Origin of the sequence: Roseobacter phycocola, assembly GCF_042055075.2 — a bacterium.
Lineage (GTDB): Bacteria > Pseudomonadota > Alphaproteobacteria > Rhodobacterales > Rhodobacteraceae > Roseobacter.
Map to the genome: position 1 here is coordinate 1,383,462 of NZ_CP194010.1, position 25,596 is coordinate 1,409,057.

The 25,596-nt window shown below is 61.3% G+C and carries 21 protein-coding genes and 1 tRNA gene; 12 read left to right on the forward strand and 10 right to left on the reverse strand.

Going from position 1 to position 25,596, the window contains the following annotated elements:
* Positions 1 to 33: 33 nt before the first annotated feature.
* Genes AB4K19_RS06850 through AB4K19_RS06860 form a run of 3 tightly spaced genes read right to left on the reverse strand, consistent with a single transcriptional unit; the run spans position 34 to position 2,699 of the window.
* Entirely contained in the window at positions 34 to 957 is a 924-nt protein-coding gene (locus AB4K19_RS06850) for a pseudouridine-5'-phosphate glycosidase (protein WP_436399362.1), read from the reverse strand.
* Positions 954 to 1,847 (reverse strand): PfkB family carbohydrate kinase, encoded by an 894-nt coding sequence (locus AB4K19_RS06855; protein ID WP_436399363.1) that lies wholly within the window; start codon positions 1,845 to 1,847, stop codon positions 954 to 956. The genes AB4K19_RS06850 and AB4K19_RS06855 overlap by 4 nt, the downstream gene beginning before the upstream one ends.
* 48 nt (positions 1,848 to 1,895) lie before the next feature.
* Positions 1,896 to 2,699 carry a DUF4198 domain-containing protein gene (locus AB4K19_RS06860; RefSeq protein WP_436399364.1) on the reverse strand — a complete coding sequence of 268 codons (804 nt, stop codon included), beginning with the start codon at positions 2,697 to 2,699 and terminating at the stop codon, positions 1,896 to 1,898.
* A 4-nt stretch (positions 2,700 to 2,703) separates the two neighbouring features.
* On the opposite strand from AB4K19_RS06860, the gene AB4K19_RS06865 reads away from it, so the two are divergent.
* Positions 2,704 to 3,897 (forward strand): HupE/UreJ family protein, encoded by a 1,194-nt coding sequence (locus tag AB4K19_RS06865; protein ID WP_375227691.1) that lies wholly within the window; start codon positions 2,704 to 2,706, stop codon positions 3,895 to 3,897.
* On the opposite strand, the gene AB4K19_RS06870 is transcribed toward AB4K19_RS06865, so the two are convergent.
* On the reverse strand, positions 3,898 to 4,521 hold the full coding sequence (locus tag AB4K19_RS06870; protein ID WP_375227692.1) for a thiamine phosphate synthase: 624 nt from the start codon (positions 4,519 to 4,521) through the stop codon (positions 3,898 to 3,900).
* Between the two features lie 135 nt (positions 4,522 to 4,656).
* Here AB4K19_RS06870 and AB4K19_RS06875 point away from each other — a divergent pair, with 135 nt between their 5' ends.
* The 3 genes from AB4K19_RS06875 to AB4K19_RS06885 all read left to right on the forward strand — a co-directional run bounded on the left by AB4K19_RS06875 (position 4,657) and on the right by AB4K19_RS06885 (position 8,105).
* Positions 4,657 to 5,415 (forward strand): RNA methyltransferase, encoded by a 759-nt coding sequence (locus tag AB4K19_RS06875; protein WP_375230856.1) that lies wholly within the window; start codon positions 4,657 to 4,659, stop codon positions 5,413 to 5,415.
* A 63-nt stretch (positions 5,416 to 5,478) separates the two neighbouring features.
* A complete protein-coding gene (gene ctaA, locus AB4K19_RS06880; RefSeq protein ID WP_375227693.1) occupies positions 5,479 to 6,630 on the forward strand; it encodes a heme A synthase in 1,152 nt (383 codons plus the stop codon).
* Complete coding sequence (locus tag AB4K19_RS06885; protein ID WP_436399365.1) at positions 6,630 to 8,105, forward strand: carboxypeptidase M32; 1,476 nt, start codon at positions 6,630 to 6,632, stop codon at positions 8,103 to 8,105. Before ctaA ends, AB4K19_RS06885 begins: the two co-directional genes overlap by 1 nt.
* Positions 8,106 to 8,244: 139 nt before the next feature.
* On the opposite strand, the gene AB4K19_RS06890 is transcribed toward AB4K19_RS06885, so the two are convergent.
* Complete coding sequence (locus AB4K19_RS06890; protein WP_375227695.1) at positions 8,245 to 8,712, reverse strand: hypothetical protein; 468 nt, start codon at positions 8,710 to 8,712, stop codon at positions 8,245 to 8,247.
* A gap of 359 nt (positions 8,713 to 9,071) precedes the next feature.
* Positions 9,072 to 11,831 carry a DNA gyrase subunit A gene (gene gyrA, locus AB4K19_RS06895; RefSeq protein WP_436399366.1) on the reverse strand — a complete coding sequence of 920 codons (2,760 nt, stop codon included), beginning with the start codon at positions 11,829 to 11,831 and terminating at the stop codon, positions 9,072 to 9,074.
* A gap of 192 nt (positions 11,832 to 12,023) precedes the next feature.
* Between gyrA and AB4K19_RS06900 the strand changes: the two genes are divergently transcribed.
* Positions 12,024 to 12,293: an usg protein gene (locus AB4K19_RS06900; protein WP_375227696.1), complete on the forward strand. Its 270-nt coding sequence runs from the start codon at positions 12,024 to 12,026 to the stop codon at positions 12,291 to 12,293.
* An 11-nt stretch (positions 12,294 to 12,304) separates the two neighbouring features.
* On the opposite strand, the gene AB4K19_RS06905 is transcribed toward AB4K19_RS06900, so the two are convergent.
* Complete coding sequence (locus tag AB4K19_RS06905) at positions 12,305 to 13,252, reverse strand: radical SAM protein (protein WP_436399367.1); 948 nt, start codon at positions 13,250 to 13,252, stop codon at positions 12,305 to 12,307.
* Between the two features lie 168 nt (positions 13,253 to 13,420).
* On the opposite strand from AB4K19_RS06905, the gene zwf reads away from it, so the two are divergent.
* From zwf to pgi, 3 genes are read left to right on the forward strand one after another with little or no spacing between them, the layout of a single operon-like run.
* On the forward strand, positions 13,421 to 14,890 hold the full coding sequence (gene zwf / locus AB4K19_RS06910; protein ID WP_375227697.1) for a glucose-6-phosphate dehydrogenase: 1,470 nt from the start codon (positions 13,421 to 13,423) through the stop codon (positions 14,888 to 14,890).
* Positions 14,887 to 15,558: a 6-phosphogluconolactonase gene (gene pgl, locus AB4K19_RS06915; RefSeq protein ID WP_375227698.1), complete on the forward strand. Its 672-nt coding sequence runs from the start codon at positions 14,887 to 14,889 to the stop codon at positions 15,556 to 15,558. The genes zwf and pgl overlap by 4 nt, the downstream gene beginning before the upstream one ends.
* Complete coding sequence (pgi, locus tag AB4K19_RS06920) at positions 15,555 to 17,147, forward strand: glucose-6-phosphate isomerase (protein WP_375230857.1); 1,593 nt, start codon at positions 15,555 to 15,557, stop codon at positions 17,145 to 17,147. The genes pgl and pgi overlap by 4 nt, the downstream gene beginning before the upstream one ends.
* Positions 17,148 to 17,149: 2 nt before the next feature.
* On the opposite strand, the gene AB4K19_RS06925 is transcribed toward pgi, so the two are convergent.
* A complete protein-coding gene (locus AB4K19_RS06925; RefSeq protein ID WP_436399368.1) occupies positions 17,150 to 17,632 on the reverse strand; it encodes an acyl-CoA thioesterase in 483 nt (160 codons plus the stop codon).
* Positions 17,633 to 17,728: 96 nt separating this feature from the next.
* Here AB4K19_RS06925 and AB4K19_RS06930 point away from each other — a divergent pair, with 96 nt between their 5' ends.
* The 3 genes from AB4K19_RS06930 (at position 17,729) to AB4K19_RS06940 (ending at position 23,363) form a co-directional block, all read left to right on the forward strand.
* Positions 17,729 to 19,348, forward strand: coding sequence for a long-chain-fatty-acid--CoA ligase (locus AB4K19_RS06930; protein WP_436399369.1), 1,620 nt, complete (start codon positions 17,729 to 17,731; stop codon positions 19,346 to 19,348).
* A gap of 278 nt (positions 19,349 to 19,626) precedes the next feature.
* Positions 19,627 to 20,628, forward strand: a complete 1,002-nt coding sequence (locus tag AB4K19_RS06935; protein ID WP_436399370.1) for a FecR domain-containing protein — start codon at positions 19,627 to 19,629, stop codon at positions 20,626 to 20,628.
* 65 nt (positions 20,629 to 20,693) lie between these two features.
* Complete coding sequence (locus tag AB4K19_RS06940) at positions 20,694 to 23,363, forward strand: EAL domain-containing protein (RefSeq protein ID WP_436399371.1); 2,670 nt, start codon at positions 20,694 to 20,696, stop codon at positions 23,361 to 23,363.
* A gap of 87 nt (positions 23,364 to 23,450) precedes the next feature.
* Here AB4K19_RS06940 and AB4K19_RS06945 read toward each other — a convergent pair whose 3' ends face one another.
* Positions 23,451 to 24,446, reverse strand: a complete 996-nt coding sequence (locus AB4K19_RS06945) for a hypothetical protein (RefSeq protein ID WP_375227702.1) — start codon at positions 24,444 to 24,446, stop codon at positions 23,451 to 23,453.
* Positions 24,447 to 24,566: 120 nt separating this feature from the next.
* Here AB4K19_RS06945 and AB4K19_RS06950 point away from each other — a divergent pair, with 120 nt between their 5' ends.
* Complete coding sequence (locus tag AB4K19_RS06950) at positions 24,567 to 25,460, forward strand: LysR family transcriptional regulator (RefSeq protein WP_375227703.1); 894 nt, start codon at positions 24,567 to 24,569, stop codon at positions 25,458 to 25,460.
* Between the two features lie 48 nt (positions 25,461 to 25,508).
* Here the strand turns inward: AB4K19_RS06950 and AB4K19_RS06955 are convergent.
* Positions 25,509 to 25,582: transfer RNA gene (locus tag AB4K19_RS06955), tRNA-Gly, on the reverse strand.
* Positions 25,583 to 25,596: the final 14 nt, after the last annotated feature.

A 25,596-nucleotide genomic window follows, 5' to 3' on the forward strand; every position in this document is an offset into this window, starting at 1 on the left:
ATGGGCGGGGTGCACCTGGAGCTCCTCTTGTGATCAGGCGTTGCGGATTGTGCTCAGTGCCTGGGCGATCCGGGCGGCAAGACGGGCATTATTCCGAACCAGCGCGATGTTTGCGGTCAGGGAACGGCCTTCGGTCAGCTCAAAGATACGCTGCAGCAGATACGGGGTGACGGCCTTGCCACGGATGCCATGTGCATCCGCGTCGGCCTGGGTCTGGGCAATCACCGGGGCCAGGTCAGCGGCCGGGATTTCGTCTGCAGCGGGCACCGGATTGGCAATCAGCTGTCCACCGGGCAATCCCAGCAGACCACGCATGTGATGGGCGCGCGCAATGTCTTCGGCCGTGTCCATGCGCAGGGGCGCGCGCAGCGGCGAACCGGCGCTCCAGAAGGCGGGAAAATCATCCTGCCCCACGGCAATGACCGGCACGCCCTGGGTTTCCAGCACTTCAAGCGTTTTATCGACATCGAGGATTGCCTTGGCCCCTGCTGCCACGACACTGACGGGGGTCTGTGCCAGTTCCATCAGGTCCGCGGAGATATCAAAGCTGTTTTCAGCGCCACGGTGCACGCCGCCGATACCACCGGTGGCAAAGACGTCAATCCCGGCCAGACGGGCGGCGATCATCGTCGCGGCGACGGTTGTGGCCCCGGTCCCCCCGGTGGCCATGCAGGCGGCGAGATCCGCGCGGGACAGTTTTGCCACCCCGCGCGCCTGGGCCAGCGTATCCAGCTGTTCAGGCTCCAGGCCTGCGCAGAGCGTGCCATCCAGCACGGCCATGGTTGCGGGCACGGCACCCGAGGCGCGGATGTCATTTTCCACCTGGCGCGCGACCTCAAGGTTCTGCGGGAACGGCATGCCGTGGGTGATGATGGTGCTTTCCAGCGCCACAATCGGTTTGCCGGCAGTGGTGGCGGCAGCGACTTCGCTGCTGCGGATAAAAGGCAGTTGGCTCACAGGTGTGTTTCTCCGGATACATATGCGGCAGCAGCGCCAAGCGCGCGGGTAAGGGCGGTGTCACGGTCGGCACCCTCCGCCTCGGCAGCGATATGGGCCGCCATGAAAGTGTCACCGGCACCGGTGACGCGGGTCACCAGAACCTGGGGGGGCTTGCGGGTGATCAGGTCCTGGCCGGACCCTTCGGTAGCATCATTGCCGCCATCGGTCACCAGCACGCGCGACGCGCCACGGTCGAGCAGTCCACGCGCTGCCTTCTCCGAGCTGTCAAAGGGCTGCTGGCACAGATACCCGGCCTCTTCCAGGTTCACATAGAGCGTACCACGCCCAGAGCGGACAAAGGGCAACAGGCGTTCTGCCTTGCCCGGCGATGCTGGTGCCACCCGCAGGTCGGCCTTTGCCAGCAGCGGGCTGGCCGCGATGTCGCTGAGCAGATCGAGCGTCAGATTGCCGTCCAGTGCCACGGGTCCCGCATAGGGCGCGTCCGGGGTCGCAACCCTGCCATCTGACAGCGGGCTGAGGATGCGCGCACCGGCGGCCTCCAGCGAATGGGCGTCCGCAATAGCCGCAATCAGTCCATTGGCGCCTTCGACGGCCATGTAGACGTCAGTGGGCAGATCATCGGAGCGATACACATAATCGGTCACCAGACCCCGCGCGATACATGCCGCGATCAGTTCCTCACCCTCGGCATCCCGCCCGATGGCCGTCAGCAGCCCCGGGGTCAGCCCGAACCGTGCCAGTGTCATCGCAATGTTCATGGCGACACCACCGGGCAGACGGGTAATCCGGCCCGGTACATCCGACCCCTGACGCATCACACTCGCCGAGCGGCCGATCACATCCCACAGGACAGAACCGATGCACAGAATGTCGGGGTTTTTGCTCATGACTGCCTTGTGACGGGGAACGCGGGCCGGATCAAGAGCGTCTTTGCCTTACTCCGGCACGCGGAAGGTCAGCGCCGCCCAGAGCGTGCGCCAGACCGGTGCGTCCGGATCGGACCCCGCGCCCTCTGCCTCGCGCAGCACAACCGCATCCAGCAGATATTCGTGGCCTGCTTTCACGGGAACGGACGCGATGCCGTCGCCGTCGGTGCGCGCCAGTGTCACCTCAACGGCGCCCGCCGGATCACGCGTGAAAATCTCAACCTGTGCATCCGGGCGCGGCGCGTCGTTATAGAAAACCTGCACCCGCATCGGGCCTGCGAAGCCATCGGCATAGGGATTGTCCAGTGCGACGATCTCCGTCTCCAGCCCGAAGGCGCGGTCCTGCCCGGACCCGTCACCCGCTGCAATCAGCGCTTTGACATGGCGAGTATAGCTTTCGCGGAATTTCTCCTTCGACCAGCCCCGCGCGTCGTGGGTGGCAGCGGCATCGGGAAAATCCTTGTGCGCCGCGAATTTCAGGAACTTCTCCCATTCGCGATAGGTCAGCCGCGCAGGCGTGGTTTCATGCAGCACAACCATCAGTCCATCGCCGGGCGCCTGCATATTCAGAGCCGGGTAGTCACCGGGGCGTCCTTCCACCGGCACGATCGTGCCACCGGCGGCAATGTCGAACCGGGTGAAGTTGCTGTCGAACCAACCCAGCGCCGTACCTTCGAAATTTTCGCCGTTCCGGAGGTTTGCGGTGATCACTTCTCCGCTTTCGACTTGATATTCTTCAGGTTCAATCCAAAACTCGTGCGCAACGGCCGGAAGACCCGCGACCATCATCACCAGACCGAAAAGACGTTTCATTACCATGCCCAGGACCCTTCTTCGCTGCATCGTCAAGCTGATGCTTTTTGGTTTCGTGTCAACTCACTTCCTGGTGGGGCAGGCGCGGGATGCAACCGCGCACGAACTGATCCCCACAGTGGCCGACCTGTCCGTGACGGATGAGGCAGAGGTGACGCTGACCCTGCGCATGAATATTGAGGCCTTTCTGTCGGGCATTGATCTCGACAATGTGGCGGACACGGACGACACCGAAGGCTCAGATGATTATGACACGCTGCGGGCCATGGACATACCGGACCTGCAGGCGCGGTTGCCGGAACTGATCACACAGTGGAACGCAGTGCCGCTGGCCGAAGCGGGCGATGCACTCCGGTTCGCGCTGCGCAGTGTGGAAACGGAAACGCCCGCCGATTTTGAACTGCCCCGCATTTCACTGGTGGAACTGGTGGCCCCGCTGCCGGAGGGTGCAGCTACGGTCACAGTTAACTGGCCCGCAGGGTCCGGCGCTATGGTGCTGCGCCAGCAGGGTGTCGCGGAACCCTACACCGGCTATCTGGCCGGCGGAGACAGCAGCCCGGCCATCAGCTTTGAGGGCGGCGGCGCGCAGACGCCGGGCGAGGCATTCATGGCCTATGTGCCCGTCGGGTTCGACCACATTCTGCCAAAGGGCCTCGACCACATTCTGTTTGTCCTGGGGCTCTTTTTCCTCAGCACACGCTGGCGGCCGCTGCTGTGGCAGGTCACGGCCTTTACGCTGGCCCATACGGTCACGCTGGCACTCGGAGCGCTTGGGTGGGTAACGCTGCCGGGCAGTATTGTGGAACCCCTGATCGCGGCTTCCATCGTCTATGTGGCCGTCGAGAATATTTTCCATCAGGGGCTCAGCCGGTGGCGACCCGCGGTCATTTTCGGGTTCGGGCTGCTGCACGGGCTGGGGTTTGCCTCAGTGCTGGGCGACTTCGGGCTGCCCGATGACCAGTTCATCCCGGCACTGATCGGTTTCAATGTGGGTGTGGAACTGGGGCAGCTGACGGTGATTGCGCTGGCCGCACTCCTGCTGGTTCTGTCGGCCCGGCTCGCGCGGCGCATGGCGCTGGACCCGGCGGAGCAGGCGGCAACAACCTATCCTGTGGTATTCCGCTCGGTCTCGATCCCCGCCTCGATCCTCATTGCGGTCACAGGTGCCTGGTGGAGTGTTGAGCGGGTTTTCTTCTGATCAGCCCATCGCGGCGATCAGATCACCCAGCGCTGCGGCCGGGTCCTCCACGCCCCAGATTTCATCGCCGATGCCAAAGAAATCCGTGTAACCGGCCAGCGCCCGCACCAGGTCGGTGGTCAGGCCCCCTTCGGCCACAACCGGGACTTCGATCATTTCGGACCACCATTCAAACAGCGCCGCTTCGGCAAAGGACCCATCGCCGAGGGCGGATGCCTGCACAGGCCCGAAGCTCACGTAATCCGCACCGGCTTCTCCTGCCGACATGCCGTCATGCCGTGATGTCCCGCAGAAAGCGCCGACAATTGCGTCATCGCCCAGGGTTTTGCGCGTATCCCGGACAGAGCGCGCCGCGTCCGTCAGGTGCACACCATCCAGCCCAAGCCGGTCCGCGAGCATCGTGTGCTCGTCCAGCACCAGCGCGATGTCGCGGGCATGGGTCACTTCGCGCAGGGCATCTGCCGCCCGAGATATCCGGTCCTCATCCCGGCTGGCCAGCGCCAGGCGTACACAGGCCACCTCATGGGCATCCAGCGTACGCGCCAGCAGGTCAGGATAGGTGCTCAGCTCAAACTCCGGCGGGGTGATCAGGTAAATCTGCGGCAGTTCGGGCGTGTCATCCATGGGTCTTGTCCTTGAGGTCGTCTGGCACTGATCTCTAGCCGCCGGCGCGCCAAAAGGAAAACGATTATGCCCGGCGCCCAACGATTTCAGCGTCAGGGCGTTGCAGGCGCGGGCCTGAGCGCCTATCAGGCCGCCATGTCAGATCCAGTTGAAACACCCCGTACTCCGGCTTTCGTGCTCGTGCGCCCGCAGATGGGTGAGAACATCGGTGCCGCGGCCCGTGCCATGCTGAATTTCGGGCTGGACCGTATGCGCATTGTGGCGCCGCGCGATGGCTGGCCGAACCAGTCCGCTGTGGCGATGGCCAGCGGTGCTGGCCGGGTGCTCGACACCGCACAGCTCAGCGATGATCTGGCAGGCAGCGTCGGGGACTGTGCTTTTGTCTTTGCGACAACCGCCCGGTCGCGCGATCTGACCAAACCTGTCATGAGCCCCGAAGCCGCTATGAAACTGGCCGCCGCAAAGATCGCGCAAGGCCAGCGCGTGGCGGTGCTCTTTGGTCCGGAACGGGCGGGCCTCGAAAACGAGGACATCGCGCGGGCCAATGCCATCATCTCGGTGCCTGTGAACCCGGAGTTTCCCTCGCTGAACCTCGCGCAATGTGTGCTGCTGGCAGGCTACGAATGGATGCGCGCCACGGGTGATGTCACGCACGATGTGACCGAAATGGCCGGTACCGACTGGGCCGAAGGGATTGAGGTCGAACGTCTGGCGCAACACTATGAGGAACGGCTTGACGATGCCGGTTTCTTCTTTCCCGAGCACAAATCGCAATCCATGCGCACCAACCTGCGGAATATGTGGAGCCGCATGCCACTGACGCGCGCTGATGTGCAGATGCTGCACGGCATGCTGCGACAGATCATCCGGGGCAGGGACCGCGACAATCAGTGACGCTGGACCTCGACTGCGCACGGGCTTAGGTATAGCCGCAACATTGTCAGATAAGGCACCGGGATGAGCAGCAAGCGCAACATCTTCGAAGAGGTCGGCAGCACCGCCGACATCCGCCCCGCCGCAACGCCGGGGCTCATTGACAAAGGCCGGACAGGTGCGCGCGGCGCGATCCGCGTCTGGCTCATGATCCTCTTTGCACTGGTATTCGCAATGATTGCCGTGGGCGGGCTGACCCGTCTCACCGACAGCGGACTGAGCATCACCGAATGGCGCCCGATCACCGGTGCCTTGCCGCCGATGTCAGAGGCCGAATGGCAGTCGGAATTCGAGAAATACCAGCAGATCGACGAATGGCGCATCCAGAATCAGTGGATGCAAATGGCTGATTTCAAAGTGATTTACTGGTGGGAATGGGGCCACCGGCAGCTGGGCCGCGTGATCGGCCTCGTGTGGGCTGCAGGCTTTGTCTGGTTTGGCATCCGACGCAAAATCCCGCCCGGCTGGACACCCCGGCTTTTGTGGCTCGGCGTTCTGGGCGGGGCCCAGGGGGCGATCGGCTGGTGGATGGTCGCCTCTGGCGTGACCCAGGGCGAGGGCATGGTGGATGTAGCCAGCTACCGCCTGGCGGTGCACCTCGGACTGGCGTTCGTGATCCTTGGCTTCATCTCCTGGTACGTGATGGAACTGGGCCGCAGCGCACAGGACCTGATGCAGGCGCGCCGCGCGCGCGAACGCAAACAATGGGGCATGGCCACGGGCCTTTTGCATTTCACCTTCCTGCAGATCCTGATCGGGGCGCTCGTGGCAGGGATCGACGCCGGGCGCAGCTATACCGACTGGCCCCTGATGGGCGGCCAGTTCTTCCCGGCCAGTGCCATGGTGCTTGAACCCGTCTGGCGCAACTTCTTTGAAAGCCCTGGCCTTGTTCAGTTCATCCACCGGATCACCGGCTATGTTCTGCTGGTCTTTGCCGTGGTCGTCTGGCTGCGCGGACGCCGCTCGGCGCACCCGAACACCCGTTTCGCCTTCAACGCCGTCATGTCCGCCATGTCACTGCAGATCGTCCTGGGCATTGTGACGGTCCTTTATGCGGCCCCGGCGCATATCGCGATCTTTCATCAGCTGCTGGCCGTGGTTGTCTGGGTGTTGATCCTACGCGCGCGTTTCCTGAGCGGCTATCCCGTCGTCACATCCCTGAGAGGGTCTTCCTGATGAGCACCTACGCCGACCTGCTGGCCTTTACCCGTGAAACCATGGCGCTGTCCTCGATCGCGGGGCGGCTTGGATGGGACCAGGAAACCATGATGCCGCGCGGTGCGGCAGAGCAGCGCGGCGAGGAGGTCGCAGCCCTCGAATCCGTCCTGCACGCGCGCCGCACCGACCCGCGCATGGGGGACTGGCTGGCCGCCGCAGAAGAGGACCAGACAGAGGAGGTCCCCCGCGCACAGCTGCGTCACATCCGGCGGACCTGGGAACGGGCGTCGAAAATCCCCGCCGACCTCGCATCGGAAATCGCGCGTGTCACCTCTGTGTCGCAGGGCGTCTGGGCCGATGCCCGCGCCAGTGACGATGTTGCAGCTTTCGCGCCAACGCTGGAAAACGTGATCCGCCTGAAACAGGAGGAGGGCGCCGCGCTGGCACAGGGGGGCGACGTCTATGACGCGCTGCTCTCGGACTATGAACCCGGCACCACGGCCGCCGAACTTGAGGCGATGTTCGGCGCGCTGCGCCCCGAACTCAGCGCCCTGCGCGCCGCTGTGCTGGACGCCGAACCGCCCGCGGAAATCACCGGCACCTTTGATGAGGCCGCGCAGATGCGCCTGTCACAGAAACTCGCCGAAACCTTTGGTTATGACATGGCATATGGCCGTGTCGACAAGGCGGTGCACCCCTTCAGCTCCGGCTCGGGTCTTGATGTGCGGATCACCACACGCACCAGCGAAACCGATCCGTTCAACTGTTTTTATTCCACGATCCACGAGGTTGGCCACGCCTGTTATGAGCAGAACATCAGCCGCGATTACCTGCTGACACCCCTGGGGCAGGGCGTCTCGATGGGCGTGCACGAAAGCCAGAGCCGCATCTATGAGAACCAGCTGGGCCGCAGCCGTGCTTTTACCGGCTGGCTCTACGGCCAGATGCGCGACGCCTTCGGTGACTTCGGCATTCCCGACGCGGAGAGCTTCTATGCCACCGTGAACCGCGTGAACAACGGCTTTATACGCACCGAAGCCGACGAGTTGCAGTACAACCTCCATGTGCTGCTGCGCTTTGATCTGGAACGCGCGCTGATGTCCGGTGACCTGACCGTCGGCGATCTGGAGGCCGCCTGGAACGACCGCTTCGCGGCGGATTTCGGCTATACGGTGGACAAACCGTCAAATGGGGTGCTGCAGGATGTGCACTGGTCCGTGGGTCTCTTCGGGTACTTCCCGACCTACAGCCTCGGCAATGTCTATGCCGGCTGCCTGCATGACGCCCTGCGCGGGGCAGTCCCGGATCTCGATGACCAGCTGGCACGCGGGGATACCTCGGCGGCCACCACATGGCTGGCGCAGAACGTCCAGACCCACGGCGGCCTCTATGAACCCCGCGACGTGATCGCCCGCGCCAGTGGCCGCGTCCCCTCCGAGGCCCCGCTGCTGTCCTATCTCAAAGAGAAGTTCTCCGGCATTTACCGGCTGTAAGGCGTGGTTCTGGCGCGGGCTCTGGAAGTCACAACGTCTGCTCCTGAGCCCTTGGCCGCTAAAAGCTTGGATGAATGGCATCAGACGTCAGGTTCGAAAACCTATGATCCGACACACCCCGTTAAAGGGAAATTCGCCGTCAGTTCAAAAGGCGGCGCCAGAATGGTTTTGAGGCGTGTCTTGAGTTACGTTTGATTGGGTTTGCGCTCGCGCAGGGATCACCCGGGTTTGGCTCAAACCACAAGGCGCCCCTAAAGTGTGCATGTGCATTTTTGAATTTTTGGAGGCGTGAAGTCTGGTCCGGGTCCGCGGCAATATCGTCCAGCACATTCGACCAGGCTGCAATCAAACCGTCTAAATCACGTCCGAACATAGCTGTTCCTGCTCGTTGGGCGTCCTCAGGGTCGATATATAACAGAACGAGGTTATATCCGGCAGTAACTTGGAAGTCGCCGCTTGTAACTTCACTAATCAGGGTTTCATAGCGTGCGTATACTTTCAGCGGTAAAACAAAGTGCAGATCCACCGGCGCAATCTTATCAACCTGATCACCAAACTTCGCTTGTGTGAAAGCGGTTTTGACTTCCCGCTCAAATTCCGTGTTCATATTCGCCCGCCATTTTTGACCACTGAAGTTAAGGACAATCACAACAAATACATCTGACCAAAACGCGTCGCAGATATGACTATACTATGATACGCATTGAATGCTCAGCATGCGGGAGAGAGCCCCTGACGTACGGTTTGAAAAAGTCAGTTAGGTCCGCCAAACCACCGTTAACGCCCACGTAACAAACCCGACCGCGCGCTATATTAATCCCGGCCCCACTGACCCGCGCACCGACAAAATACCGACGTTATACCGACGTGAAACCGACGCCGGTCCAGCCATAAAAAGAACGGGTAACACGCGATTCGCCGGTCGGCGCGTCGCAGAGGCCACCGACCGTTGCGTAAACGCTCCGGTCAGCTTTCGGCATCCGCCTCCGGGGCGGCGTCATCCTCGCCCTGATCCGCGATCCAGGCGACGCTGACGACCTCTTCGCCTTTGCCGGTGTTGAACACCCGCACCCCGCCCGCAGACCGCGACCGGAACGAGATGCCGTCTACAGGCACGCGGATCGACTGGCCGCGCGACGTGGCCAGCATAATCTGGTCGTCCATCTCGACGGGGAAGGACGCTACCAGCGCGCCGCCGCGCATCGCTTTGTCCATTGCCTGCACGCCCATGCCGCCACGTCCGCGCACGGGATAGTCGTGGCTGGAGCTGAGCTTGCCCGCACCCCCTGCGGTCAGCGTCAGGATCAGATTTTCTGCTGCCGACATCTCGGCATAGCGTTCCTGCGAAATGGTCGCATTGGCATCTGTCTCATCGTCATCTGCCGCCGCATCCGCATCATCAGCGAGGCCCGCCATGGCGCGGCGCATCTTGAGATAGGCGGCGCGTTCATCCGGGCTCGCATCAAAGTGGCGGATCACAGACATTGACACCACTTTGTCGTTGCCGGTCAGTTTCACGCCCCGCACGCCCACCGAGGACCGCGAGTTGAAGACCCGCACATCCGTTGACGGGAAGCGGATCGCCCGGCCCGAAGCCGTGACCAGCATCACATCATCATCGGGCGAGGCAATGCGCGCATTGATCAGTGTCGTCTCTGCGTGCTCGTCCTCGAACTTCATGGCAATCTTGCCGTTCGATTTGACATTTGTGAAGTCTGACAAGGCGTTACGCCGCACAGTTCCTGCAGATGTTGCAAAGACAATCTGCAGCTGATCCCAGTCATCCTCGTCCCGGTCGATGGGCAGAATGGCCGCAACAGAGACGCCCGTGGGGATCGGCAGGATATTTACAATCGCCTTGCCCTTGGACGTGCGCCCGCCCTGAGGCAGACGCCAGGTCTTGAGTTTGTAAGCCATCCCGTCGGTTGTGAAAAACAACAGCTGCGTGTGCGTATTTGCCACAAAGAGCGTGGTGACCACGTCTTCTTCCTTGGTCTGCATGCCCGCCAGACCCTTGCCGCCCCGGCGCTGCGACCGGAAGTCTGCCAGGGGCGTGCGCTTGATGTAGCCGCCGGAAGTGACTGTCACGACCATATCCTCGCGCGCGATCAGGTCTTCGTCTTCCATGTCGCCCGACCAGTCGACGATCTCGGTACGGCGCGGCACAGCGAAAAGCTCGCGCACTTCGCGCAGCTCGTCCGCGATGATGCTCATGATCCGGTCCCGCGAGCCCAGAATTTCGAGGTATTCCTTGATCTTACCGGCCAGTTCTTCGAGCTCGTCAGTAACTTCTTTCACGCCGATCTGCGTGAGACGCTGCAGCCGCAGTTCCAGGATCGCACGTGCCTGCGTCTCGGACAGATTGTAGGTCCCGTCGTCGTTTGCTGTGTGGGTCGGATCGTCGATCAGCGCGATGTAATCCAGGATCTGTTCCGCCGGCCAGCGGCGGGTCATCAGTTTCTCGCGCGCTTCAGCGGCATCCGACGATGCGCGAATGGTCGCCACGATTTCGTCGATGTTGGTGACGGCAACAGCCAGACCACACAGGATATGGCTGCGGTCCCGCGCCTTGCGCAGCAGAAACGCCGTACGCCGCGCCACGACGTCTTCACGGAAATCAATGAAGTATGTCAGGAACTTGCGCAGGGTCAGCTGTTCCGGCCGGCCGCCATTCAGCGCCAGCATGTTACACCCGAAAGACGTCTGCATCGGGGTGAAGCGGTAAAGCTGGTTCATGACCACTTCGGCGGTCGCGTCCCGCTTCAGCTCGACAACCACGCGCACGCCGTTCCTGTCGGATTCGTCCTGGACATGGCTGATGCCCTCAATCTTTTTCTCGCGGACCTGCTCCGCGATCTTTTCGATCATGGTTGCCTTGTTCACCTGGTAGGGGATCTCGTCGATGACGATCGCCCAGCGGTCTTTGCGGATCTCCTCAACCCGCGTTTTGGCGCGCACGATGACCGAACCACGGCCCTCCAGATATGCTTTGCGTGCGCCGGACCGGCCCAGCATGATACCGCCCGTCGGAAAATCCGGTCCGGGAACATATTCAATCAGCTGTTCAGATGTCAGGTCTGGCTCATCAATGAGGGCCAGCGTGGCGTCAACCACTTCGCCCAGGTTATGCGGCGGGATATTGGTGGCCATACCCACGGCAATACCGCCGGCCCCGTTGACCAGCATATTCGGAAAACGGGCAGGCAGAACCGTTGGTTCCTGCTGCTTACCGTCATAATTGTCCTGAAAGTCGACTGTATCCTTGTCGATGTCGGCCAGCAGATAGGCGGCGGGTTTATCCATGCGCACTTCGGTGTACCGCATGGCCGCCGGGTTATCGCCGTCCATTGACCCGAAGTTGCCCTGGCCGTCGAGCAGGGGCAGCGACATGGAAAAGTCCTGTGCCATCCGTACCAGTGCGTCATAGATCGCGCTGTCGCCGTGGGGGTGATACTGACCCATCACGTCACCCACCGGACGCGCCGACTTGCGATAGGCTTTGTCGTGGCTGTTTCCGGTCTCGTGCATCGCAAACAGAATGCGCCGGTGTACCGGTTTCAGCCCGTCCCGCAGGTCCGGGATGGCGCGGCTGACGATGACCGACATGGCGTAGTCCAGATAGGACGTGCGCATCTCATGCTCGATGCTGACAGAAGGGCCCTCATATGCGGGGCGCTCTGGCGTCATTTCATCATCATTTTCAGGGGGTTGTGGTGTGTCGCTCACGTAAACTGCCCGATCTGTGTGCAGGGTCTATATTTTGTGTCCGAATACTAGCAGAGGGGACATATAAGGTGCAATGCCTCTGTGCCCGGGGCGCTGGCAGCAACGCTGCTTGAGTGATAACACACTGTTTTTATTGAAAAGTAATTTCTTCGTGGCATTCTGAGGGGGAGCAACAGAAAAGAGGCGCTAAAAATGCCCATGTCCGAGACCGAACTGATGCTGAAGGGCTATGGCCTGACGACAGCCGAGTTCTTTTATCACATGCCAGATTTCACCCATGTGCTGAACACCTTTGTCTGGCAGGAATACGACATCGCCCCGGACCATCCGCGGTTATTTCAGTTTGTGGAGTACTGGCAGTCAGAAATCGAAGGGCCCCTGCATTCGGTGCGGTTCACGCACCGCAAAATGATCAGCCCCGGCGAATGGCGCAACGTGACAGGTGAATTCACACTGCACTGACCTCCCTGTCCTCAGGCAGAACAGCTCGCGCCACCCAGAACGCAGAACTTCGCGCAGTGAGGATGGTTCAGCGCAACCGACCCTTCGGCTTCCCGGAGCGTTGTCCCCAGTTCAAAAGCCGCATCATAGGGCAGGAGGGTACAGGCCAGCACGGCGGGTTTCGCAGCCCCCTTGCGTTTGACGACCATCCGAGATGACGCACACATCAGTGCGTCCGGGGATTTGCCCAGAATACCCCAGCAGGCGGTCGTGATCTCCGGCACTTCGACACTCGTGTCCATTTCAGGAAACAGAACAGTCATGCCCGGGTCGTCTGCATCAATGTTAAATCCATGCTCGGCAAAGAATGCGGCATATCCGGCCCGGCTTTCCGCCTCGCTGTGCGCCATCACAGAACGGCCGGCCACAGCCATGCGGATGTCGTTGTCGCGCAGCCAGTGCATACCCTTCAGGGTCTTGTCGAAAGCACCGGCACCGCGTTCGGCATCATGCAGATCCATGTCGTAGTGATCGACCGATATCCGCAGCGTCAGTTTCCCCGGCCATGCGGCGTTCAGGCGTAGCAGGCCTTGCTGCATACCGCGCCGCATCATCGGGCGCATTGCATTGGTCAGGATCAGCACATCATACCCGCGTTCCAGCGCCGCCTCAGCCATCCCGATCATCTGCGGGTTCATGAAGGGTTCGCCCCCCGTGAACGCGATCTCCGTCACGCCCCAGGACCGCTCTTCCAGCTGGTCCAGATAGTCACGGACCTCATCCGCTGTTATATACACCAGCGCATCATTGGACGGGCTGCTCTCAATATAGCAGTTCACACATTCAATGTTGCACAGGGTACCGGTATTGAACCAAAGCGTTTTTGGAGCGGTGAGCGCGACGGTAGCGCGTTGTTCTCCTTTCGCGGTGACGTCCGGGTCGAGAAACTTGCCTGCGTTGGCCTCAGCGAGATCTTTCATATCGCGGGGGGTCCTTTGTCCTTCTTGAGCCAGAAAATGGGGCAGGGTACAGATAAAGGCAAGAAAACATCCGCCCACTGCCGTGCACGGTCTTGTGATCAGGGCGCTTTTGAGTATGTTTGCGCTAACACAAACCGGCCTGCGGGCAGTGCATTCAGGAAAAAAACTATGGTTTCGCGCGTTATCCCTGTCGATCCCTTTGATCTTGTCATCTTCGGCGGAACAGGCGACCTCGCCCGCCGCAAGATTCTGCCGGGCCTGTTCCGCCGGTACTGTTCATCGCAGATGCCGCCGGATGCGCGCATTATCGGTGCCGCACGCAGTAGTATGGACCGCGCAGCATACCAGGCGCTTGCCGCCGAAGCGATCCGCGAATTCGGCGGCGACCGCGCCTGCGAGGACGGAACACTTGAGAACTTCCTTGAATGCCTTGATTACGTGGCAATTGACGCAAAAGGCACGGGCGGCTGGGAAACGCTGCGGGACAAGATGGCGGGCAGCGACCGCATCGAAGCCTATTATTTCTCGGTGGCACCGTCGTTGTTCGGTGTTCTGGCCGAGCGGCTGCAAAGCTATGGCATGGCGGACGACACCGCCAGAATTGTCGTGGAGAAACCCTTTGGCCGCGATCTTGCGACAGCGCGCGAACTCAATGCCACGCTCGCAAAGTACTTTGACGAGAAACAGATTTACCGGATTGACCACTATCTGGGCAAGGAAACCGTACAGAACCTGATGGCGATCCGGTTTGGCAACATGCTCTTTGAGCCGTTGTGGAACAGTCAGTTCATTGACCATATCCAGATTACGGTCGCAGAAACCGTTGGTGTCGGCGGGCGGGGCGAATATTACGACAAATCCGGCGCCATGCGGGACATGGTGCAGAACCACCTGATGCAGCTGCTGTGCCTTATCGCGATGGAGCCGCCGGCACGGTTTGACCCCGATGCTGTGCGCGACGAAAAGCTCAAGGTGATCCGCGCGCTGGAGCCAGTGGAGCCGCATCACATCGTCCGGGGCCAGTATGACGCTGATCCGGATGACCCGGAGGACATGCCGGATTACCGTACCGCCGTCGGCGATCCGCGTTCGCGGACCGAGAGCTTTCTGGCAATGAAAACCCATGTGGCCAACTGGCGTTGGGCGGGCACACCGATCTATCTGCGCACGGGCAAGCGGATGACGGCGCGGTCCAGCGAGATTTCTGTTGTTTTCAAGGATACGCCCCATTCGATCTTTGGTGACGAAGCCGGACGTCACCGCAATGTGCTGTCAATCAGGCTGCAGCCGAACGAGGGCATTACGCTGGGCGTGACGATCAAGGAGCCCGGACCGGGCGGGATGCGCCTGATTGATGTGCCGCTGGACATGACCTTTGCGGATGCGCTTGGCCCGGAGGGCGCTGAAAACGTGGATGCCTATGAGCGGCTGATCATGGATGTGATCCGTGGCAACCAGACTTTGTTTATGCGCGGCGACGAGGTTGAGGCCGCCTGGGCCTGGACCGATCCGATCATTGAGGGCTGGACAGCACGCGCCGATGTGCCCAAACCCTATGACAGCGGCAGCGCCGGCCCGGATGCCTCAGATCAGCTGATGGCGCGGGACGCGCGGGCCTGGCGAAAGGTGGCACCATGAATTTCAACGAAAATGCTGACAGAGACATGGCGGTGATGAATGTCGCCCATGCGATCACAAGTGATCTGCGAAAATGCCTGCTGCGCCACGATGTAGCCAGCTTTGCTGTGCCGGGTGGTACAACGCCGGGGCCGGTTTTTGATGCGATGAGTTCGGTGGATATCGACTGGTCCCGCGTTCATGTCATGCTGACAGACGAACGCTGGGTGCCCGAAGACCACCCCCGGTCAAACACCGCGCTGGTCAAAGAGCGTCTGCTGACGGGCCGGGCGGCGGCGGCACAGTTTTTTCCGTTCTACCGTGAGGGCATGACGGCCGAAGAGGCAGCTCCGGTGCTCTCTGCGGAAATTGCGCCGCTGATCCCGGTTTCGGTGCTGTTGCTGGGTATGGGGGCCGATATGCACACGGCCTCGCTGTTCCCTGATGCACCAGGGGTTGAGGCAGCCCTGGACCGCAACGCGCCGCATCTGGTCGCCATGGCGCCGGACAGCCAGCCCGAAGCGCGCATTTCGCTCAGCGGACCCGTTCTTGAGGGAGCCATGGACAAACATCTGATCATCTTTGGTGACGACAAAAAAGCAGCACTGGAACGGGCCATGACCCTGCCGGCGGCTCAGGCCCCGATTGGTGCCGCGATCAAAGGAGGGAATGTCCATTGGGCCGCCTGAACACGCAGTGGGACGCATTGCGCGGCCTTGAACGGCAAAACCGGGACCGTCGGATCCTTTCGCTCTTCGACGCGCCTGACAGAGCGCAGGTATTCAGCGCCCAGACCGGCGATATGCTGTTTGACTACTCCAAAACCAATATCGACACGGAAACGCGCGATGCGCTGATTGCGCTGGCTGACGCTGCCGGGGTCGCAGAAAAACGCGACGCAATGTTCAGCGGTGCGGCCATCAATGACACCGAAGGACGTGCAGTTCTGCACACAGCTCTGCGGAACCTAGATGGCGACCCTGTCATGGTGGACGGGCAGGATGTGATGCCCGGCGTGCTGGACACTCTGGACCGGATGCGGGCCTATGCGCGTCAGGTGCGCGACAGCGGCATCACGGATGTGGTGAATATCGGGATCGGCGGATCGGACCTTGGCCCCGCGATGGCATATCAGGCGCTCAGCCCCTGGGCGGACGGGCCACGCTGTCATTTTGTGTCAAACGTCGATGGCGCGCATATTGCCGATACGCTGCGGGGGCTGGATGCCAGAACCACGCTGGTAATTGTCGCGTCCAAAACCTTTACGACGATCGAAACAATGACCAATGCGCGCACGGCCCGCGCGTGGATGGCCGATCAGGGCGTTGATCCTGGCGCGCAGTTCGCAGCGCTCAGCACTGCGGCGAAACTAACCGCAGATTTCGGCATTCCGGCAGAGCGTGTATTCGGGTTCGAGGACTGGGTTGGCGGCCGTTACTCCATGTGGGGCCCGATTGGCCTGTCGCTGATGATCGCTATCGGACCGGAAGCCTTTGACGCCTTTTTGCGCGGCGGACAGGCAATGGACCGGCACTTTCAGGCGGCAAAATTCCTTGAAAATCTACCGGTCCTGCTGGCGCTGACAGGCGTTTGGCACGCGCAGGTCTGCGGTCATGCCAGCCGGGCTGTGCTGCCCTATGACCAGCGCCTTGCGCGGCTGCCGGACTATTTCCAGCAGCTTGAGATGGAATCGAACGGCAAGCGTGTGCAGATGGACGGTATGCCGGTCACTGTCGACAGCGGGCCGGTTGTCTGGGGGGCGGCGGGCACCAATGGCCAGCACGCCTTTTACCAGCTGATCCACCAGGGCACGAGGGTCATTCCCTGCGAATTCATGATTGCCGCTGAAGGTCACGAAAGCGATCTGGCACATCACCATCAGCTGCTTGTGGCGAACTGTCTCGCGCAGTCCGAAGCCCTGATGCGCGGCCGCAGCATTGAGGAAGCGCGCGCGCGCATGGCCGAAAAAGGCCTGACAGGCGACGAACTGGAGCGCCAGGCGCAACACCGTGTGTTCGAAGGTAACCGGCCGTCCGTTACGCTGGCCTGGCCGCAGCTTGATCCGTTTACCCTCGGTCAGATCGTGGCGCTCTATGAACACCGGGTGTTTGTCGAGGGCGTTATCCTAGGGATCAACTCGTTCGACCAGTGGGGCGTGGAGCTGGGCAAGGAACTAGCCACGTCGCTTCAGCCGGTCGTCGAGGGCACGGCAGATGCCTCGGGCAAAGACGGCTCAACCGCAGCGCTTGTGGGCTTCATCCACCGCAACCGCGGCTGATCTCACCTGTCGGGTGTCGCGCCATCAACTGCGCGGAACCTGTCGATCATCGCATCGGGAACAGGGTACCTGCCGTCACCGTCCTGGTTCAGCAGGACAAGCACGCATTCGAAAGTGGCGCGCAGCGTGCCACCGGCCCAGAGCTGCTGCGCCAGGGTGAAGGACGTCCGCCGGAAACCCGTGCACTGGCAGGTCACCACATAGTCTTCATCCATCAGCATCTCCTGCCGGTAATGGATAGCACCCGACCGGATCACGATGCGTGGTCCGTCGCCGGTCAGAGCGTATCGTGTGAGGCCCCATTCCTGGGTGTACCTGATCCGCAACCGCTCAAACCAGGCCATATAGACTGCGTTGTTGACGTGCTTCAGGGGGTCGAGTTCAGAAAAACGCACCCGGTCGGCCATGGCGAGCACGGCAGGCGGGTCAATGCCAAGGTCTGACTGTTCCTCAGCGCTCAGCGGAGTGTGGTATTTCAGGGTCATGGCGCGGGCTTAGCGGCCCCGGCCGGTTTTGCCAAGGCTTGCCAGAACCCGACCCAGCGGGCACGCTGTGACACGGGCGATCACGGGAGGGATCCGATGCTGGGACAAATGATGCAGATGCCGCTGACGATTTCGTCGCTTGTGGCACATGCGGGCCGCTATCACGGGCAGACGGACATTGTGTCGGTGAACACCGGCGGCGGAACCGAACGGACCACATGGGGGCAGATTGACAGAAATGCGCGCAGGCTCGCCTCGGCACTCACCGGCCTCGGTCTCGGTCCACAGGCGCGCTGCGCCACCATTGCCTGGAACAACAGGCGGCATCTGGAGATTTACTTCGGTGTCTCAGGCGGGGGCTTTGTGTGCCACACCATAAACCCGCGGCTTTTTCCCGAACAATTGGTCTATATTATCAACCACGCCGGGGACGAGGTCCTGTTTATCGACAGCACCTTTGTGCCGCTTGTGGCCGCCATCCGCGACCAGCTGACGACGCTGAAGCACATCGTGCTGATGGAGGCGGATGTGGGCGATGCCGGTGAAACGTTACCGGGCATCATGGCCTATGATGATCTTCTGGCTTCGGGTGATGACGCATACACATGGCCGGAACTGGATGAAGAAACGGCTTCAAGCCTCTGTTATACCTCCGGAACGACCGGGAACCCAAAAGGCGTTCTCTTTTCCCACCGGTCCACGGTGTTGCACAGTTTCGCCGCGAGTCTGCCGGACAGCATCGGTTTTTCCGCGAAGGATGTGGTCCTCCCGGTTGTACCCATGTTCCACGTTAATGCCTGGGGCACGCCCTATGCCTGCGCCATGACCGGATCGCGCATGGTGCTGCCGGGGCCGGGGCTCGATGGCGCATCCCTGGTCAGTCTGATCGATACGTATAACGTCTCTGTGGCTCTGGGTGTGCCAACGATATGGCTCGGCCTGCTCGGCCATGCAGAAGCGGCTGGCAGTGAACTGAAATCGCTGGAGAAAACGGTTGTGGGAGGATCAGCATGCCCGCCATCGATGATCGGGACTTTCCGGGAGCGTTATGGTGTGGACACCGTACATGCCTGGGGTATGACCGAGATGTCACCGCTGGGGACGATCAACACGCCTCTGGCCCGGCACGCGGAACTGCCGCTTGCTGACCAGCACCGGCTGCGCGAGAACCAGGGAAGACCACCCTGGGGCGTGGAGATGAAAATCGTGGATGCGAATGGTGCGGATCTGCCGCAGGACGGGCAGACACAGGGCGAACTGCTGGTCCGCGGGCATTACATCCTTGAGGCATATTTCCAGAGCACAGCCGATGAAACGCTGCAGGACGGCTGGTTCAACACCGGCGACGTGGCCACCATTGATCCCGACGGATACCTGACGATCCGCGACCGCTCGAAGGACATCATCAAGTCCGGCGGAGAGTGGATCAGTTCGGTCGAACTGGAGGGCATTGCCATTGCCCATCCCGCTCTGGCGGATGCGGCTGTGATCGGCGCACGTCATGCCAAATGGGACGAACGCCCGGTGCTGATTGCCGTACTGGAGGAGGGCGCCGAGGCAGACGTTGAAGACGTTCTGGCGGTATTCAAGGGCAGGGTTGCACGCTGGCAGGTGCCTGACACGGTGGTCTTTACGGACGTTCTGCCACGGAATGCCACAGGCAAGGTGCTCAAGCGCAATCTGCGCGAGACATTCGGGGATGTGCTGCTGAGCTGACCCCGCCGACGTTCGGGCATTGGTGGTCGGGCGCGCGTGTTTCCCTGGTACACGCATGGTTCCGGCTGTGATGAGCGGGTTTTGTGGCTGTCGAGCTGCGCCATGATGCAGGGCTGGGGGCGCAGTTATTGTGCACCGCTGTTGGACGAAAACCCGGCATCCGCGGCGCCCGTGCAGACCAGGCGACTGTTAACCATATACGGCCCGAAACAGGGTGGTATTTGGCATTTTTTTACTTCTTGGAGGCATTCCCTCTGTGCTTTCCAAGGAGATTACTCATGTTCGTCCGTATTCTGGCCTTTGTAGCCTTTTTGATGATCAGCACCTTTCCGGCGCTTGCTGAAACCTGGGAGCTGCAGCGTGCAGACGGCAACGTCCGCGTTTCAGTTGACGGGACGACCTGGAGCCGTGCAGAAGACGGCACCGAACTGACCAGCGGGACCTGGATCAGGACAGGCGCCCGCAGCCGCGTAATTCTGGCACGGGGTTCCGAGCGGATCATTTACCGGGCCAATACGCTCGCAGCGCTGTCGGTCTCTAAGCCGACCGGACAGACGACACAGGTTACCCAGCGGCGTGGGTCCGTGTTCCTGTCAGTCTCAAGCCGGGACCGGAAACGGACAAGCGTTGTGACCCCACATCTGGCCGCGGTGATCAAAGGCACCGTGCTTGAAGTCACAACAGATGAGAACAGCGCATCGGTCCGCGTGGACAAAGGGCTTGTCGAAGTGCGCAGCGAGGGCCGCAGCGTTGACGTCAGCGAAGGCCGGGAGGCCACATCTTCCGGTGGCTCACTGAGCGTTGAGCGTTCTGAAGTGACAAGTCGCGTCCCGGGGGCTCCAAACAGTTTCAGCCTGAGCCTGCGGCCAGCACCGCCTGAGACTGCCCGTCAGAATGCAAGTGCGACGGGTATCGCCAACGGGAAAGCCTTTGCAGCAAACGGCAAAACCAACAACGCAGGCGGTAAATCGAACAACGCCGGCGGAAACGGCAATGGCAACAGCGGCGGGAACGGCGGTGGCAACAGCGGCGGGAACGGCGGCGGCAACAGCGGCGGGAACGGCGGTGGCAACAGCGGCGGGAACGGCGGCGGCAACAGCGGCGGGAACGGCGGCGGCAACGGCGGCGGGAACGGCGGCGGAAACAGCGGCGGGAACGGCGGCGGAAACAGCGGCGGGAACGGCGGCGGAAACAGCGGCGGGAACGGCGGCGGAAACAGCGGCGGGAACGGCGGCGGAAACAGCGGCGGGAACGGCGGCGGAAACGGTAGGGACGACTGACTGCCCGGCTGCATATCGCACGTTGTCTGATTGCAGCACATGTGATCGTCGCCGCGGTTGTCCTGATGGACCGCGGCGGCTTTCTGCGCGCGTTCAATGAACGGCTGGAAGATGTCCGGTCAGCACTGATCACCCGGGATGCATCCGGGGATTTCGTGTTTGTCGCGATCGATGCGGCTTCTCTGCAGGCCGTTGGTGAATGGCCGTGGTCGCGCAGAATACACGGTAACATCCTCGAAAATCTCACTGAGGCCGGTGCGCTTGATGTGTTCTTCGATGTGGATTTTGCCTTTGCGGCAGATCCCGCGGGCGACGCCGCATTTGCCGATGCGCTGGAGCGTTCAGGCAATGCCTATCTTCCGGTTTTCCGGCAGCTGGACCGGGATGGCGCGACCGCTCCTGTGACAAACCGCCCGCTCGATCTGTTCGCCACCCGAAGCTGGCCTGCGCTGGTCAATGTCTTCAGCGACAACCAGGGGGCTGTCCGTTTTTACCCATACGGTGACATGGTGGAGGATGAATTCATCCCATCGGCCGCAGCATTGCTCACCGGGGCCTTCTCCGAACGGTCAGACAGTTTTTCCATCAACTATTCAATCCGGCCGGACAGCGTGCCGGTGCTGTCCGCTTACGATGTTGCGCGCGGCAGGTTTGACCCACAAAGTATTGCGGGGCGCTCGGTGGTTGTTGGCGCATCGGCCATTGAACTGGGCGATCTGTTCACCGTGCCCGTTCACGGCATTATTCCCGGACCTCTTGTGCATGTTCTGGCCACCGAAACTCTGGCCTCGGGTGCCGTCCCGATGCGACTGGAACCAGCGCTGGTCTGTGGCGCCCTTCTGATCCTGCTTCTGGTGCTGCAGACCCGCCCGTTCCGGAACCCGGCGTTTCAGCTTGTGACCGGAGCCGTCAGCATTGCCGCCGCTGAGGTAGCCGCCCTGCATCTTTTCGCCAGATCCGCAATCGTTCTGCCAACAGGGGCTCTTTACCCCGGGTTGCTGGCCTTCTGCAGCTGGTCTCTCCTGTGGCGCCTCAAAGTCAACCGCGCTGTCATCAGCCGCCAGCGGCAGGAGGTTGCGAACACCTCTGCGCTGCTGCAACAGGTTTTTGACGACAGTTTCGACGCGATCATCATTGTTGATGAGACTGGCGCGGTGCGGAAACACAGCCAGACTGCACTGCGGCTCTTTGGGGGTGGTCCGGACGGGGTGCCCATAGTGCCCCCGCGCCTCAAGCAGCAGGCGCTTGACGCAATAAAGAGCGGCAAAGGCAGTTCGCTCCGCAAACATGAAACCGGCGGCACCGGTGGCACATTGTACCTGGAATACACCGTCACGCCTTCGGAGACGGTTTCTTTCTCGCGAGGCAGGGGGCGGGCTGTCCGCATTGCGACGCTTTCGATCCGGGACGTCACGACGCAAAAACAGCAGGAACGCGACATTGCCTATCTCTCCAGCTACGATGCGCTGACCGGTGCGTTGCGGCGCGGGGTGTTCATCGAATTCATCCAGATGCGCCTCGAAGCCAGGGAACCGTTTGCGGTCTTTGCCTTCAATCTCAGCCGGTTCAAAACCGTCAATACCGTGCTGGGCCGTCCCGTGGGGGATGCACTGCTGCAGACAGTCGTCAAGCGGCTTGAGGACGCGGACGTGAATACATCAGCCGTCGCGCGGTTGGGGGGCGATACTTTCGCCTGTTTTACTGAATTCGCGACTGATGAACATGATGCTGCCATTCTGGCCAAACGGATCGGTGATATTGTCAGCGCCCCTTACAAACTGGACGGGTCGCACGCCAGCGTCGGGGTCAACACAGGCTACGCAGTGATCGCGCCCGACAAAAGTATTTCGGCGCAGGAAGCGCTGACCCGGGCTGAAGAATCACTCGATTCCGCCCGTCAGGAAGGCGACAGCGCTCCGCGTCCTTTCAATCCGGTGATCTCCGCCAGGCAGTTCCGCTCCCGCCAGATAGAACGCGCCATGGGACAGGCACTTGATCGTGAAGAATTCGAGGTCTGGTACCAGCCCCAGCATTGCGTCAGGGACCTCAGGCTGACCGGATCCGAAGCGCTGATCCGCTGGAAATCAGGCACCCTCGGCCAGGTTTTTCCTGACGAATTCATCGAAATCGCGGAATCGACGGGGTTCATCCACGAAATCGGCGCCTGGGTCATTGAAAAAGCCATCGCGGACACCTTACAGCTGCCAGAGCACCTGACGGTGGCAGTCAATGTTTCAGGTGTGCAGATGGCCTCCGGGGATATCGTCTGCAACCTCAATAACCTGTTGCAGAAAACGGGCTTCCCGGCCTCCCGCCTTTGGCTGGAGCTGACCGAAACCGTGTTGTTCGACGGAACCGGTGAGCACGTCGAAAAGATGCGGGATATTCAGTTCAGGGGCGTTCGCTGGGCCCTTGATGATTTCGGCACCGGTTATTCGTCGCTGGGCCAGTTGTCGCGTCTGCCGATCAATAAGCTGAAGGTCGACAAATCCCTGATATCCGGGCTTGGCTCTGATCCGGCTGCGGAGAGCATCCTCGAAGCCGTTGAAAAACTGTGCCGGAAGATGGGAATGATCATTCTGTGCGAAGGTGTAGAGACACAGGAACATCTGAATTTTCTCAGAGCGCACCATGTCGGCGAAGCACAGGGATACCTCTTCGGCAAGCCAATGCCCTTCAGCGAATTTCAGGAGTACGCCAGAAAACACCGGCATCTTCAGATCGTTTCCGGCTGACATCCGCTGGACACGCCCGTGTCCCGCGGGTCTGTCGGTTCTCCGACCCGTCCGACCCATCGGCATTGCAGCAGAGGGGCCGCTCAGTCAACGCCTGATGGACCAGACCATGGCCGTTTCGTAACCGGCGGTCTCCAGCATGCGGATTTTTGAATACCAGCCCGCCGGGCAAACTACAAAAGCTGTATCAATGCCTCTTTGCTGAAAAGCGGTTTCAGCGGCATGAAGCAGAGCAGCCGCACCAGGAGCATTCGGTAGGGACTTCTCAAAATCAGCCAGTTCGTGGTGGTAAAAATCATCAATAACCCCGGTGCCGCTGATGTCATTGGCGGGCGGAAAATGGAGCCGCGACGCAGGCTGTGCAATCACATATCCCGCGACTTCACCGGGCGGTCCGACAACCCGCATATCGCGGTCTTCGAGCGTCAGGCTGCGGGTCATCCAGGCCCCAAACCGGGCATCTGCCTCCGGATGGCTTTCCCAGAAGGGGTCAATGTCGAACAGAACACGCCTGTTTTCGGCGCTGCGCCGGACAATCCCCGCGATGTCATCCATGCTGGCGTCGCGCACATCAGTGGCTTCATCCTGCGCGCGGAACCCGGTCCGTGACAGATATAGGGTCAGAGGATCATAGCCACGCCGGGCGAAAGCTTCTTTCCAGTTTTCGCCCGTGACCCATGATGACAGAATGATCTGTGCACCCAGCGCGCGCAGGGCATCCTCAGCCGCCGCTACAAGTGAACCGGCGGTACCATCCGGCGCATCAGGGGACACAAAACTGTCCGGCAGGATCAGCCCCGGATCCCCTTTTGAGCCTGCATAGATCGGCGGTACCGGGAGCAGCATCGAATGCACAACCCCGGTGATCTGCCCGGCGGTTTCGGCCACCAGCCATACCTGGCGAAAAGGTTGCTCAGCCGCGGTCAGCGCAAAGGTCAGCGCCTCGCTGATCTGCGCAGGTGCGTCGCCGGAAATCTTCCACAGAGCCGGGTCGGTGGATTGCCGCGCCTTTGCGTCCGACATCAGCAACCGGACCAGGCCGGAGATGTCATCGGGGGCTGCGGCGCGGATAACCTGTTCCATGATCTTTCACACCTGCTGGGTTGTTGTGCTCCTCGCCACTGTATCCGTCATGCAGAACGGTTTGACAAAGCAGGATATCTTCGCCAGCGTTCAGAAAAACTAACGGCTCGGGGCCGCCGAATGCAACACATCAACCTCAATGCGCTCCGGGTGTTCGCGATGGCGGCCTCTCACGGGAACCTGCAGCGCGCGGCAGAGGAGCTGAACCTGACACGCGGTGCGGTATCCCAGCGGATCCGTCAGCTCGAAATTGACCTTGGTGTGGTGTTGCTGGTGCGTGGCGCGCGCGGTGTTTCCCTGACCGTTGAAGGTGTGCGCTGCCACGAGGCGGTCAGCGAGGCCCTGTCGATACTTGAGACAGCCATCGTGGACATCGGAGGCGGCGAGGACCGCATCATTCTGCATCTGGGCTCGTCAACGGCGGCCAGGTGGCTGATGCCGCGAATGGACGCCTTTGCTCACAGCTTTCCTGACGTTTCCCTTACCACCGAAGTGCATGAGCAGATCCTGCCGCGCAGTCTGGGACGCAATGAAATCGCGCTCTGGCCCGGGCGCGGGCCGGACGGCAATCCGGAACACCATTGCCGTGCGTTGACGGACATCCGGCTGGTCGCGGTGTGCAGCCCGGCGCTGGTCGATCCGGCCCGAACGCCGGACCTGAAAGCGCTGCTGACGCTGCCATTGCTTCAGGACGCACATCGGCGATGGGAAAAACTGATACAAAAAGCGGGGCAGGGACGCGCCGGCAAACTGCTCAATTTTGACCGATCCGCCCTGGCACTGGACGCGGCTGTCGGGGGGCATGGGATTGCGATTGCGCCGGATTACATGGTCAGGGACGATCTGCGCGCGAAACGGCTGGTCACCGTCTGGTCGGACCCGGCGCCTGCGACGGACCGGCTGTACGTGTCCTTCTCCCGCCGCCACCTCGGGCGCCAGCGGATCAACCGCATCGTGACCTGGATTGAGGCAGAATTCCGCAAAAGCAGCGCTGCAGTCTCCGGGCCTCAATAACAGCACGGTCAATTCTCTGGCCCGGATGGGCCACTGGTACGGAATGTCTGGAGCGGGTAACGGGAATCGAACCCGTAACTTAAGCTTGGGAAGCTCGCGTGATACCTTTTCACCATACCCGCGCTCTGCGATCTGA

Bases quoted from the DNA above. Each gene is read 5' to 3' on its own strand.
- AB4K19_RS06855 (WP_436399363.1), bottom strand. From the start codon at position 1,847: ATGAGCAAAAACCCCGACATTCTGTGCATCGGTTCTGTCCTGTGGGAT.
- AB4K19_RS06860 (WP_436399364.1), bottom strand. From the start codon at position 2,699: ATGAAACGTCTTTTCGGTCTGGTGATGATGGTCGCGGGTCTTCCGGCC.
- AB4K19_RS06865 (WP_375227691.1), top strand. From the start codon at position 2,704: ATGCCCAGGACCCTTCTTCGCTGCATCGTCAAGCTGATGCTTTTTGGT.
- AB4K19_RS06870 (WP_375227692.1), bottom strand. From the start codon at position 4,521: ATGGATGACACGCCCGAACTGCCGCAGATTTACCTGATCACCCCGCCG.
- AB4K19_RS06875 (WP_375230856.1), top strand. From the start codon at position 4,657: ATGTCAGATCCAGTTGAAACACCCCGTACTCCGGCTTTCGTGCTCGTG.
- ctaA (WP_375227693.1), top strand. From the start codon at position 5,479: ATGAGCAGCAAGCGCAACATCTTCGAAGAGGTCGGCAGCACCGCCGAC.
- AB4K19_RS06885 (WP_436399365.1), top strand. From the start codon at position 6,630: ATGAGCACCTACGCCGACCTGCTGGCCTTTACCCGTGAAACCATGGCG.
- AB4K19_RS06890 (WP_375227695.1), bottom strand. From the start codon at position 8,712: ATGAACACGGAATTTGAGCGGGAAGTCAAAACCGCTTTCACACAAGCG.
- AB4K19_RS06900 (WP_375227696.1), top strand. From the start codon at position 12,024: ATGCCCATGTCCGAGACCGAACTGATGCTGAAGGGCTATGGCCTGACG.
- AB4K19_RS06905 (WP_436399367.1), bottom strand. From the start codon at position 13,252: ATGAAAGATCTCGCTGAGGCCAACGCAGGCAAGTTTCTCGACCCGGAC.
- zwf (WP_375227697.1), top strand. From the start codon at position 13,421: ATGGTTTCGCGCGTTATCCCTGTCGATCCCTTTGATCTTGTCATCTTC.
- pgl (WP_375227698.1), top strand. From the start codon at position 14,887: ATGAATTTCAACGAAAATGCTGACAGAGACATGGCGGTGATGAATGTC.
- AB4K19_RS06925 (WP_436399368.1), bottom strand. From the start codon at position 17,632: ATGACCCTGAAATACCACACTCCGCTGAGCGCTGAGGAACAGTCAGAC.
- AB4K19_RS06930 (WP_436399369.1), top strand. From the start codon at position 17,729: ATGCTGGGACAAATGATGCAGATGCCGCTGACGATTTCGTCGCTTGTG.
- AB4K19_RS06935 (WP_436399370.1), top strand. From the start codon at position 19,627: ATGTTCGTCCGTATTCTGGCCTTTGTAGCCTTTTTGATGATCAGCACC.
- AB4K19_RS06940 (WP_436399371.1), top strand. From the start codon at position 20,694: ATGGACCGCGGCGGCTTTCTGCGCGCGTTCAATGAACGGCTGGAAGAT.
- AB4K19_RS06945 (WP_375227702.1), bottom strand. From the start codon at position 24,446: ATGGAACAGGTTATCCGCGCCGCAGCCCCCGATGACATCTCCGGCCTG.
- AB4K19_RS06950 (WP_375227703.1), top strand. From the start codon at position 24,567: ATGCAACACATCAACCTCAATGCGCTCCGGGTGTTCGCGATGGCGGCC.